At 70.5% G+C, this 12251-nt stretch carries 10 protein-coding genes; 7 read left to right on the top strand and 3 right to left on the bottom strand.

Translation table 11 applies throughout. The annotated features are described in order from the left end of the window. Positions 1 to 37: 37 nt before the first annotated feature. From OG883_RS34845 to OG883_RS34830, 4 genes are all read left to right on the top strand, one after another. On the top strand, positions 38 to 808 hold the full coding sequence (locus tag OG883_RS34845; protein WP_266550198.1) for a 2,3-dihydro-2,3-dihydroxybenzoate dehydrogenase: 771 nt from the start codon (positions 38 to 40) through the stop codon (positions 806 to 808). 210 nt (positions 809 to 1018) lie between these two features. Then, complete coding sequence (locus tag OG883_RS34840; protein ID WP_266550195.1) at positions 1019 to 1675, top strand: isochorismatase family protein; 657 nt, start codon at positions 1019 to 1021, stop codon at positions 1673 to 1675. Positions 1676 to 1692: 17 nt separating this feature from the next. Then, complete coding sequence (locus OG883_RS34835; protein ID WP_266550193.1) at positions 1693 to 3582, top strand: anthranilate synthase family protein; 1890 nt, start codon at positions 1693 to 1695, stop codon at positions 3580 to 3582. Continuing rightward, entirely contained in the window at positions 3570 to 3911 is a 342-nt protein-coding gene (locus OG883_RS34830) for a hypothetical protein (RefSeq protein WP_266550191.1), read from the top strand. Before OG883_RS34835 ends, OG883_RS34830 begins: the two co-directional genes overlap by 13 nt. Before the next feature lie 67 nt (positions 3912 to 3978). On the opposite strand, the gene OG883_RS34825 is transcribed toward OG883_RS34830, so the two are convergent. Beyond that, on the bottom strand, positions 3979 to 5880 hold the full coding sequence (locus OG883_RS34825; protein ID WP_266550189.1) for a GAF domain-containing protein: 1902 nt from the start codon (positions 5878 to 5880) through the stop codon (positions 3979 to 3981). Positions 5881 to 6566: 686 nt separating this feature from the next. Here OG883_RS34825 and OG883_RS34820 point away from each other — a divergent pair. The 3 genes from OG883_RS34820 (at position 6567) to aroC (ending at position 10607) form a co-directional block, all read left to right on the top strand. Beyond that, positions 6567 to 7769, top strand: a complete 1203-nt coding sequence (locus OG883_RS34820; protein WP_266550187.1) for a transposase — start codon at positions 6567 to 6569, stop codon at positions 7767 to 7769. Positions 7770 to 8211: 442 nt separating this feature from the next. Next, a complete protein-coding gene (locus OG883_RS34815) occupies positions 8212 to 9426 on the top strand; it encodes a 3-hydroxybenzoate 6-monooxygenase (RefSeq protein WP_266550185.1) in 1215 nt (404 codons plus the stop codon). Further along, the gene (gene aroC / locus OG883_RS34810) at positions 9423 to 10607 is read left to right on the top strand and encodes a chorismate synthase (protein WP_266550183.1); all 1185 of its coding nucleotides are present in this window, start codon (positions 9423 to 9425) and stop codon (positions 10605 to 10607) included. The genes OG883_RS34815 and aroC overlap by 4 nt, the downstream gene beginning before the upstream one ends. Before the next feature lie 41 nt (positions 10608 to 10648). Here the strand turns inward: aroC and OG883_RS34805 are convergent, their stop codons facing one another. Both OG883_RS34805 and OG883_RS34800 read right to left on the bottom strand, forming a co-directional pair. Beyond that, complete coding sequence (locus tag OG883_RS34805; protein ID WP_266550180.1) at positions 10649 to 11341, bottom strand: ScbR family autoregulator-binding transcription factor; 693 nt, start codon at positions 11339 to 11341, stop codon at positions 10649 to 10651. Positions 11342 to 11382: 41 nt separating this feature from the next. Continuing rightward, entirely contained in the window at positions 11383 to 12210 is an 828-nt protein-coding gene (locus tag OG883_RS34800) for an AfsR/SARP family transcriptional regulator (protein WP_266550178.1), read from the bottom strand. Positions 12211 to 12251: the final 41 nt, after the last annotated feature.

Below are 12251 nucleotides of genomic sequence, written 5' to 3'. Positions count from 1 at the left end.
CCCTCTCGCCGATACGGCAGTTATGGAGACAGCACACATGGAAGGCACATTCGCCCTGGTGACCGGGGCGGCCGGCGGTATCGGCGAGGCAGTCGCCCGGCTGCTCGCCGAGCGGGAGGTCACTGTCGCCGCCGTGGATCTGGATCCCGTACGGCTGGCCACGACCGTCGAGAAGCTCGTGGCCGACGGACTGCCGGTACGGGCCTATCCCGCCGATGTCACATCGAGCACCGAGGTCGAGGCGCTGATGGACAGGGTCGAACGGGAACTGGGCCCGATCGACTGTCTGGTGAACGCGGCGGGTGTGCTGCGGCTGGCAGAGGCCCGCGACCTGACCGACGAGGACTGGATCGCCACTCTCGCCGTCAACACCAACGGCGTCTTCTTCACCTCCCGCGCCGCCGTCAACCGGATGATCCCGCGCAATCGGGGGGCCATCGTCACCGTGGCGTCCAACGCCGCCGGTACCGCTCGTACGGCGATGGCCGCCTACGCCGCGTCCAAGGCGGCGGCGACGGCCTTCACCAAGTGCCTGGGCCTCGAGGTCGCCAAGCACAACATCCGCTGCAACCTGGTTGCCCCCGGCTCCACGGACACCCCGATGCTGCGCGGCATGCACACGGCACAGACCGCCGCCACCGCGTCCGTCGCCGGCGACCCCGCCGCGTACCGCGTCGGGATCCCGCTGGGCAAGGTCGCCCGTCCCGAGGACGTCGCGCACGCCGTTGCGTTCCTGCTGTCGGACCAGGCCGGCCACATCACCATGCACGACCTCACCGTCGACGGCGGAGCAGCCCTCGGGGTCTAGGGCGTGTGGGAGAACCCCGCCCGCACCGCCCCCTGGCACGCACTCCCCCGGCTACGGCTGGGAGGTGCCCCCACGCGATGTCGCCGGCGGCGCCCACGTACGTCCCGTACGAGGGCGATCCTCCGCCTTGTGCTCGCACGCCCCGGACCCGCTCCCGGATCCGGCCCGACCGACCGGACAGGACCTGGCCCAGAAAGGACCGCCCGCAGCATGGCCGGCATACCTCCCATCGAGCCCTACGACCTGCCCGAGCCGGGCGAACTGCCGCCGACCGCCGTCGACTGGCAGGCCGATCCACAACGCGCCGTCCTGCTCGTCCACGACATGCAGGAGTACTTCCTCAAGCCCTTCCCGCAGGACGCCTCGCCGGGCGAGGCCCTGGTCCGCAACGCGGCGCTCCTGCGCCGGCGGTGTGCCGGACTGGGTGTTCCGGTGGCCTACACCGCTCAGCCGGGCGGGATGACGCCCGAGCAACGCGGCCTGCTGGCCGACTTCTGGGGCCCGGGCATGCGCACCTCCCCCGAACACCGCCGGGTCGTCGAGCCCCTGGAGCCGGCCGAAGGCGACTGGGTGTTCACCAAGTGGCGCTACAGCGCCTTCTTCCAGTCCGACCTCCTGGAGCGGATGCGGGCGCACGGTCGTGACCAGCTGATCATCTGCGGTGTCTACGCCCATGTCGGCGTGCTGATGACCGCGGTGGACGCCTTCACCCACGACATCCAGCCCTTCGTGGTCGCCGATGCCGTAGCGGACTTCTCGGCCGCCTACCACCGGCTCGCCCTTCAGTACGCGGCCCAGCGCTGTGCCCGCGTCGCCGCCACCAAGTCGGTGCTCGACGAACTCGGTACGGCCGAGGCACTCCGTTGACCGCGAAAGGAACCCCCATGGCAAGGCAGACCGGCACGCCCGACCTCCTGACGCGGATCCTGGACGGCTCCGCGCCCACGTTCGCGCTGCTCCACCGCCCCGAGGCCACGGGCTGGGAAACCCTTGAAGTACTGCTGACCGACGCCGCGCCCTGCGCGTCGCTCGCCGAGCTGCCGCTGCCGGCCAGCACCGGGACCGGCGCCGGTCACGAGGTGCTCGCCCTCATTCCGTACCGGCAGATCGCGGAGCGGGGCTTCGCCTCGCACGACGACGGCGAGCCGCTGATCGCGATGAGCGTGCGCGCACAGCAGACACTGCCGGTCTCCGAGACTCTGCTGCGGCTGCCGAACGAGCCGGTGAAACTGACCGACGGCCATTTCGATGTGGCCGACGAGGAGTACGCCGACATCGTCCGCCGGGTCATCACGGACGAGATAGGCACCGGTGAGGGCGCCAACTTCGTGATCAAACGGTCCTTCACCGCGCAGCTGCCCGGTTTCTCGCCGAGCGCCGCGCTGTCCTTCTTCCGCCGGCTGATGGAACGCGAGTCAGGCGCGTACTGGACCTTCCTGGTCCACACCGGTGAGCGCACCTTCGTGGGCGCCACCCCCGAGCGACACATCAGCGTCCACGACGGCATGGCCGTGATGAACCCGATCAGCGGCACCTACCGCTATCCGTCGGGCGGCCCGACCCTCGATGGAGTGATGTCCTTCCTCGCCGACAACAAGGAGGCCGACGAGCTGTACATGGTCGTCGACGAGGAGCTGAAGATGATGGCCCGGATCTGCCCCTCGGGCGGCCGGGTGATCGGTCCGTACCTCAAGGAGATGGCGCGTCTCGCGCACACCGAGTACTTCATCGAGGGGCACACCCGACGCGATGTCCGCGACATCCTGCGCGAGACACTGTTCGCGCCGACGGTGACCGGTTCGCCGCTGGAGAACGCCGCAAAGGTGATCAGCCGCTACGAGCCCGCCGGGCGCGGCTACTACAGCGGCGTCGCCGCCCTGATCGGCAAGGACGCCTCGGGCAACCGGACCCTGGACTCCTCGATTCTGATCCGTACCGCCGACATCGCGGCGGACGGCCGGCTGCGGATCGGCGTCGGCGCGACGCTGGTGCGCCACTCCGACCCGGACTCCGAGGTGCACGAGACACGCGCCAAGGCCTCCGGGCTGCTGGCCGCGCTCGGCGAGCAGGAGCCCACCCGGTTCTCCGCACACCCCGACGTACGCGCGGCGCTGTCGGCACGCAACGACGGCATCGCCGGCTTCTGGCTCGAGGAGCCGGGCGGCCAGGACCGGGCCGTCGAGGAGCTCACCGGGCGCAAGGTGCTGGTGATCGACGCCGAGGACACCTTCACCGCGATGATCGCCCACCAGCTTCGGGCCCTGGGCCCGCAGGTGACGGTGCGCAGGTTCGACGAGAGGTACGACTTCGACGCCCACGACCTGGTCGTCATGGGGCCCGGCCCCGGCGATCCCCGTGACGCGCGGCACCCGAAGATCGCCCATCTGCGCGCTGCGGTGTCCCAACTGCTCGAGGAGCGGCGCCCGTTCATGGCGGAGTGCCTGAGCCATCAGGTGCTCAGCACGCTGCTCGGTCTGGATCTGGTCCGCCGTACCGTGCCGAACCAGGGCACGCAGCGCACCATCGATCTGTTCGGCCGGAGCGAGCGGGTGGGCTTCTACAACACCTTCGCCGCGCGCAGCGACACGGACACCTTCGAGCACCCCGTGATCGGTGCGGTCGAGGTCAGCCGCGACCCGGCGACGGGCGAGGTGCACGGCCTGCGAGGCCGGGGCTTCGCCTCGATGCAGTTCCACGCCGAGTCCGTACTGACCCAGGACGGCCCGCGGATCCTCGGTTCCCTTCTCAACGAGGTGGTTTCATGCACGCGGTAGTCGTCTGGTGGGACCTGGCAGGATCCGGGCAGACCATCGAGTCGCTGCGCGGCTTTCTGCGGGACGAGGCCGTGGACCGCTTCTCCCGGATCGAAGGGCTGCGGCTGAAGTTCTGGATCTCGGACGCCGCGACCGACCGCTGGGGCGCGGTGCTCCTGTGGGAGTCCGCCGAAGCCGCCGCGGCGCCGCTGCCCTCCCGGGCCGCCGAACTGATCGGGCGTCCGCCGGTCGTACGGTTCTCCTTCGATGTGGAGGCCACGGTCGAGGGTGTCCACGACATCACCGCGCTGGCCGGGCGCGGCGCGGCACTCGAAGCACCGGCGGGCTGACCGGCCGGCCGGGGTCCACCGGGGACCACGCTGCCCGGCGCGGCGAGGCGGGGCCCGCGCCGCCACCTCATCCGCCCTGGCCGCCCCCGTGGCGGTGTGCCCCGTCGGGGCGGCGCACTTCGAGAGCCCGGCGTGTGCGCTGAAGCTTCAGCGCGAGCTGCACCTCCAGGGCCTGCTGGGGCTTCTGCCAGTCGGGCCCCAGAAGTTCGGTGATCCGCTCCAGACGACGCGAGACGGTGTTGGGGTGGACGTGCAGTGCCTCGGCCGCGTACGTGGGGCTGCGGTCCGAGTCGAAGTACGCCTGCAGGGTCTTGGTGAGTTCGGTGAGGCGCTGGGCGTCGTAGTCCAGCACCGGGCCGATGGCCGAGGCGACGAAACCGTCGATGTCATGGTCGTCCGAGAGCAGCAGTCCGAGGAAGCCCAGATCACTGGTGGCCGCGGTGGCCCCGATGCCGCGCAGCAGGGTCAGCGCGTCCAGGGTGCGCATCGCCTCCCGGTACACGCGGGCCATGGCGGCGGGCCCGTACCCGGGCCCGGATGCGGCGACCGAGACGGGGTGGCCGAGCAGCGGCGATAACTCGGCCGATACGCGCCAGGCGCCGTCGGAGGCGTCCGAACCCGGCAGCATCAGCATCACACAGCCCGCACGCACCCCTTTGAGGCCGCCCATGCGGTGGGCGTACGAGGAGGCCCAGACGCCGGCCCGGCCCTGCTCCCCTCCCTCGGGGCGCGCCACCACCACGACATGCGGTTCGTCCAGGTCGATGCCGAGGCGGCGAGCGCGGTCGGCGAGCTGATGCTGCGGGCGCGGCGGGTCGGCCAGCAGGTCGTCGAGGAGTTCGTCCCGCACCGGGCCTTCGGCGATGACCGTGCTGCGCTGCAGCAGCATCACCATCGTGACCGCCTGCGCGGCGAGCTGGAGCATCTGTTCGTCCTCCGGCGTCAACTCCGCGGCCGGGCGCAGGAACAGCGCGCCGAGGTTCTCGCCGCTCGCGTCCAGGGGGACTATCCAGATGCCGTTGCTGAGCCCTACGGGTCTGCGCCGGGCGTGGGCGTCCAGGACGGCCTCGGCGACGGTCGGCTCGTCCACGCCGGGCAGCTCCCCGGTGGCCGTCAGGGTCCGGCCGCCGGGATCGCGCACCACGAGGGTGCCGTCCAGCGCATGGCCGGCCGCGACGGTGATCGCGGTCAGATCGCTGCCGCCCAGTGCCAGGCCGATCAGTTTGCTGTGGGTGTCGACCAGGCCCCGCACCCGCGTCAGCGACAACTGGGCCCGGTAGGAGTCGTGTTCGAGATCGTTGACGTCGGCGTGTGCCTGGTCGAGGACGCTGGACTTGTCGATGGCGACGGCGGCGAGGTCGGCGAGGGTGCGCATCAGCCCGACCTCGTCGGGCGTGAAATGACGCACCGTACGGTCGGAGCCGTACAGCGCGCCGAACGGGGCGCCGCCACGGTGCAGCGGTACGGCGAGGATCGCGCGCTGGCCCTCGGCGCGCACCACGTCGTCGATGCGCTCGCTGTGCTGTATGCGCTCGTCCTTGAGATAGTCGGCGGTCCAGAACGCGGCGTTCTTGGTGGTGACCGCGTCACCGAAGCCGTAGCCGGGCTCCACCCGCAGCCCCACGTTGAGCGCGGTGGTCTCCCCCTCGGAGGTGCGGATGGACCAGCCGCCGTCGTCGTCGAGCAGGCTGATGTAGGCCATGTCGAAGCCGAGCAGCCGACGTGCCTGACGGATGATCACCCGCAGCAGACTGTCGAGTCCGTGGGGGAACGTCAGATCGCGAGCCGTGTCGACGAGCGCCGCGAGATCCGCCTCGCGTTTTTGCCGGTGACCGAACAGCGCCAGTACGCACAGCCCCAGTTGGGTGGCCTGCTCCATCCGGGCCAGCTCGACCGGATCGACGGCAGCACGGCGGGCCGCGTCGAGGAGGCCCTCCAACTCCCCCGCGGGCGCTTCCCGCGCCAGCAATTCCAATACTTTGAACGCAAATGCGTCAGAAGACGCCCCGTCCGTCACAGTACCGACCCCCCAGACGGTTGCCGCGGCCCCGGGCCGCAATCCACCGTGAACCTATTTTCAGTCAGATGCCTCAGTCAACCCTGATCGGACGCAGTGACCGGATCACCACCGCGAAGCGTCCGGAAGGTGGTCCGACCACCAGCCGTCACGCCCGTACGCTGCGGAAACGTGGGTCACCGGGGCGGCAGTGCGCCCCACCACAGTCCAAGTGGTGTGAGGGCAGAGCAGATTGTCCACATGCACCGGCAGCCAAAATTCCCATATCGCCGAGACACCTGCCGCACCGGGCGGTGCACCGCATCAGTGCTGGGCAGACGGTGAAATCCGCTCGTCGGCGCGACAGTTCGTCCGGCCGTCGGCACGTACGCCTCACCTGCCTCCCTGGCCTCGGCAATTCGCGCCGGTTCGGTCTCAAGAATGTCAAGTCTGCCGTCCTGCGGGGTCGGACAGGTGAGGCGAGAACTCACGCGTCGTGCCACGGACGGCCGGTGCACCGCCGGTTGCTGTCCGCGCACGGTGTGGCCCGGCACCCGGTGCGCGGGCCAAAGCGGTGGCGGGTCGACCTCGTGGCGGACGGGGGTGCACGGAGACCGTGAGAAGGCAGTCGCACACACTGCCGAAGAACCGGGAGAGCCATGGATGTGTCCGCCCGCACCAGCCCGCCCCCACACGGCCCCAGAAGCGGAGAGGTACTCGGAGAGCTGAGCCATGAGCTCTTCGCCTCCCTGCGCCGTCGCGACCAGCGGCAGCGGGGCGAGCAGTACGTACGAGGGCTGCTCACCGCCCGAGGGCGCAAATCGGTGCGCAACATAGCAGCCGCCGTGGGGCATCCCGAAGCGGAACAGAATCTGCACCACTTCATCGCCGACTCGACCTGGGACTGGCAGCCGATCCGGGCGGCACTGGCGCTCCAGCTGGAACAGATGGCGCCGTCCATGGCCTGGGTGGTGGAGCCACTGCCCATTCCGAAGGCCGGTCAGCACTCGGTGGGCGTGGGCCGCAGGCTCCACCCTCAGCTGGGCCATATGTTCCGCGGGCAGGAGGCGTTCGGGCTGTGGTTCGCCACGCCCCATATGAGCATGCCCGTCAACTGGCGTCTGTTCCTGCCCGACACATGGGTACGGGACCCCGAGCGCCGCGACCGGGCTTCGGTACCCGACGAGATCCGTCCAGAGACGCGCGACGAGTGCGCGGCCGCCGTGGTGCTCGAAGCCGTACGCCAATGGCAACTGCCGCCCCGACCCGTGGTGATCGACGGGCGCGGGGCCGGCTTACAGGCCGTCGTGCAGCGCTTCGCCGCGGCACAGGTGCCGGTGCTGGTACGGGTCACCCCGTCCGCCCTGTTCTCCGTCGCCGACGCGGCCCTGCCCGGATACGGGGCCGGGGCGCTCCCGGCGCAGCGCATCCTGCAGTCGGTGCAGGGACTGCGGCGGCCGGTCCAGTACGCGGATCCGGACCCGGTGCCCGTCGCGCGCTCCGTGCTGGCCGCTGCCGTACCGGTGGAGCTGCCGGCACAGCACGGCGGGCGGGCACGGCCGTTGCGGCCGTTGCGGCTGCTGGGAGAGTGGCACGATCCGCAGCGCCCGCCGGCCCGGCTGTGGCTGACCGACGCCCATCGCGTGCCGGTGCCGACTCTGCTGCGGATGACGAAGCTGCCGCGCAGGGTGGCCGCGGATCTGGCGGTCGCCGGGGAGGCGTCGGGGCTGCGGGACTACGCGGGCCGTTCGTTCGACGGCTGGCACCGCCACATCACCCTCGCATCGGTGGCGCACTCGGTCGCGGTGCTCGCCGCGCTCGGCTACGAGGAACCCTTCTCCGCACCGGAGCTGTCGGCCTGAGAACCCGGAGCGCGGATGAGGCCGCAACCCGGTGCATGCCTGCTCATCCGGGTCGCGGCAGAGGGCAGCGGCGCGGCGGGCCGTGGACACCCGGCCCATCTGACCAACTGCGTACCGTTGTGACGAAGTGGGACGGACCGTGTTGTCCACCGCCCCCTCGGAAGGCCACTGTCTGTTCCACCAGTGTCGGCCGCACTCGACAAGGACAGGCATGACCACTTCCCTGCCGCCCGGGACGACAGCCACCACCGAGGCCCGCACCCCCGGTTGCAAGTTCCCTCACCGACCGGGCTCTGCTACGGCGAACTGCACCGGCTCTTCGCGCAGTACACCCTGCCGCGCGCCGCTCCCGATGAGCGCGGTGACGTGACGTCGCCACCCTGGGAACGCCACGGGAAGGTCACGAGAAGGCCACGAGAAGAGAAGGGACCTGAGGAACGACATGGCTCAGACAGTCATCGCGGGCGGCGGCATCGGCGGACTCGCCACTGCCCTGTCCCTCGCACGGCGAGGACACCGGGTCACCGTGCTGGAGCGCAGTGACGTGTTCGCCGAGATCGGCGCGGGCATCCAGCTCGGACCGAACGCCTTCCACGCACTGGATCTGCTGGGCGCGGGGCAAGCGGTGCGCGACCGGGCCGTGTTCATCGACGAGCTGCGCTTCATGGACGGCACCACCAGCCAGAAGGTCGTCTCCATGCCGCTCACCGACGACTATCGCCGGCGGTTCGGCAATCCGTACGCCGTGGTGCACCGGGGCGACCTGTTCCAGCCGCTACTGACCGCCTGCCAGGCCTCCGAAGCCATTGAGCTCGTACCCGGCGCCGCCGTCGAGCGCTACGAGCAGAACGCCGGCGGCGTCACCGTGCACACCGCCGACGGCCGGACGCTCACGGCGGACGCGCTCGTCGGCGCCGACGGCATCCGCTCCGCCGTACGCGGACAGCTCCTCGGCGACGGCGATCCGCGCGTTTCCGGCCACACCATCTACCGCTCGGTGATCCCGATCGAGAAGGTCCCCGAGGAGCTGCGCTGGAACGCCGTGACCCTGTGGGCCGGACCCAAGTGGCACTTCGTCCACTACATGATCGGCGGCGGTGAGTATCTGAACCTCGCCGCGACCCGCGACGACGGCGCCCGGGAAGCCGTGGCCGGCCGGCCCGCCGAACGCGACCATGTGCTCGGCCGGTTCCCGGGCCTGGGCGAGACGGCTCGGCGGCTGCTGGAACTGGGCGAGGGCTGGCGCGAGTGGGTGCTGTGCGACCGTGACCCGGTGGACAACTGGACCGACGGCCGTGTCGTTCTGATGGGCGACGCCGCCCACCCGATGCTGCAGTACGCCGCCCAGGGCGCGTGCCAGGCCCTGGAGGACGCCGTCGTCCTGGGCGACCTCCTCGAGGACAGCACCGGCGACGACATCGTGCAGCGCTTGGAGAAGTTCAACGCCGAGCGCCGTGAGCGCACCGGCAGGGCACAGCTGGTCGCGCGTGAGATGGGCACCCAGCTGTACCACCGCGCGGGCGAGGCCGCGAAGGAGCGCAACGAGATGCTGCGGTCCCTGACGGTCGACGATCTCTACGCGAAGGTGGCCTGGCTGCACGGCGCCCGTGACTTCACCCGGAGCGGACTCGACGCGCCGAAGGAGGAGCACCGTTGAGCAGGTTGCGTTGGCTGACGGCGGGGGAGTCGCACGGACCCGCACTGGTGGCGACGCTGGAGGGTCTTCCCGCCGGTGTGCCCATCACCACGGAGATGGTGGCGGACCACCTTGCCCGGCGGCGGCTCGGCTATGGACGCGGTGCGCGGATGAAGTTCGAGCGGGACGAGGTCACCTTCCTGGGTGGCGTGCGGCACGGGCTGACCATGGGTTCGCCGGTGGCGGTCATGGTGGGTAATACGGAGTGGCCGAAGTGGGAGCAGGTCATGTCGGCCGATCCGGTCGATCCGGATGAGCTTGCGAAGCTGGCGCGTAATGCGCCGCTGACCCGGCCGCGGCCCGGCCACGCGGATCTGGCGGGTATGCAGAAGTATGCGCTGGATGAGGCGCGGCCGATCCTGGAGCGGGCCAGTGCCCGTGAGACGGCGGCGCGGGTTGCGCTCGGCGCGGTCGCCCGTTCCTACCTGAGGGAGACGGCGGGCATCGAGATCGTCTCGCATGTGGTCGAGCTGGCTGCCGCGAAGGCTCCGTACGGTGTGGTTCCGGTCCCTGCCGACGAGGCGAGGCTGGATGCGGATCCGGTGCGCTGTCTGGATGCGGATGCGTCGAAGGCGATGGTCGCGGAGATCGACCAGGCCCACAAGGACGGTGACACTCTGGGCGGCGTGGTCGAGGTGCTGGCGTACGGTGTGCCGGTCGGTCTGGGTTCGCATGTGCACTGGGACCGGCGTCTGGATGCGCGTCTGGCGGCGGCGTTGATGGGGATCCAGGCCATCAAGGGTGTCGAGGTCGGTGACGGGTTCGAGCTGGCGCGGGTGCCGGGGTCGAAGGCGCATGACGAGATCGTGCCGACCGGGGAGGGTATCCGTCGTACTTCGGGTCGCTCCGGTGGTACGGAGGGTGGTATGTCGACGGGTGAACTGCTGCGTGTGCGGGCGGCGATGAAGCCGATCGCGACGGTGCCGCGTGCGCTGGCGACTGTTGATGTCGCCACCGGTGAGGTGGCGGCGGCCCACCATCAGCGTTCCGATGTCTGTGCGGTGCCGGCGGCCGGGATCGTGGCCGAGGCGATGGTGGCGCTGGTTCTGGCGGACGCGGTCGGGGAGAAGTTCGGCGGCGACAGCGTCTCCGAGACCCGCCGCAACGTGCAGTCCTACCTCGGGCACCTCGCGATTCGCTGACCGTGGGCACAAGGCACGGATCCCGGACCCGCCCCAGTGCCCTACTGCACCTCCCGGCTCCCGGCCGACAACATCCGCGCCGACGCGGGCGCACCCTCCGGCAGACGCCTTCGGAGGCGGGCGCCGGCCGGGGCAGCCGTTCGATAGGTCTTCTCGGCGCCGGGCGGCACCAGAAGCGGAAGCAGGAACACCCACAGCGCGGTGACGCCGGCGCGCATGTCCTTGTCCCTCATCGAGGTGCTGTGCATCACCTCGAGACCCACGACGGCCGCGGCGATCAGTGTCTCCTGCCCCAGCTCTGTTTCCTGCGAGCTCAGTTCACCCGCCTGCCCCGCCTGGCGCAGCAGGGTGCGGGCCAGCGTCAGCCACGCGCGGTAGAAGTCGCTCGGCACCGGGCCGACCGGCTCCCGGGTGAGACGGAAACTGGCCCGAATCTCCGGGCTGACATGGAACCAGTGCACCAGCCAGTGGGTGCTGTCGATGAGGTTCTGCAGCGGCGAGGGGTGCTGCGCTCCGAGGTCCCGCAGCAGCTCGCTGAGCATCTCGTTGCCGCGGTGGAGTACGGCGCTGCACAGTTCGGTCTTGGACGCGAAGTGGAAGTACAGGGCGCCCTTGGTCACTCCCGCCGCGGCACTGATGTCGTCGACGGAGGTAGCCGCATGACCCTTGTGTGCGATGAGTTCGGCAGCCGCGTGTACGAGTTTGCGGCGCGTGTGCGCCGACCTTTCCTGCATGGTCTCCCATTCCGGTGAGGCGCGTGCGTACGTCCGAAGGGTCAGCCTGTCGTGGCCAGCCGCGGTCTGCAGATCTCCTTGGCCGTGCAGCCGGGCCCGGTCGGTACGGCGAGGATCCGGCGGCGCAGTCTGAGCAGTTGCAGGGACGGTCCCGGGCCGCCCTCGCGCGCCAGGGTGTCGGTGAGACGCTCATAGACCCGCAGCGCTTCGGCGGGTCTCCCGCAGAGGTGCAGGGCGGTCATGTAGTGGCGGTGGAGCCCCTGGTGCGTACGGTGACGGGCAGTCAGTTCGCCCAGTTCGGCGAGGCGTTCACGATGGTGGCCCAGTTGGAGTTCGACCGCGGCCCACTGCTCCAGCGCGGCCATCCTGGCTTCCTGGAGCCGTGACGTCTGGACCCGCAGGGGGCCCGTCTGCTCGAGCTCGGCCAGGGCGTCACCGGTCCACAGCGACAAGGCGTCGCGCAGCCGCACGGCTGCCCGCCGCAGATATCCCCCGGCCAATGCCCGGTATCCGGCACCGGTGTCACGCTCGAACTGGCGGGCGTCCAGCGGGCCGCCGCGGCTGTCCAGCCGATAGCCGCCGGGGGTCGAGATCAGCAGATCCGCTCCGGTGGCCTGCGCGCCTCCGCCTCCGGTTCGCAGCGCGTCACTCAACAGCCCGCGCACCGCGTCGACATGGGATCGCAGCCGGGAGTCCGCGCTGCGCGGCGGGCCCTCGGGCCACAGCTCCTGGATGATGGATGAAGTCGGTACGACCTGGTCGGCGCTGAGCGCGAGGAGGGCCAGTACCCGACGGGACTCACCGTCCTGCGGAACCACCGACCTGCCGCGCACGCTCACGCTCAACTGCCCCAGAACCTTGATCTCCACGACGCCCCCCGCTCTGAATCAAACATCAGTGCTGCGCTGGG

The sequence above is a fragment of the Streptomyces sp. NBC_01142 genome, assembly GCF_026341125.1.
Lineage (GTDB): Bacteria > Actinomycetota > Actinomycetes > Streptomycetales > Streptomycetaceae > Streptomyces.
The sequence above is the reverse complement of the archived record's forward strand: the minus strand, read 5'-3'. Positions and strand labels throughout refer to the sequence as shown.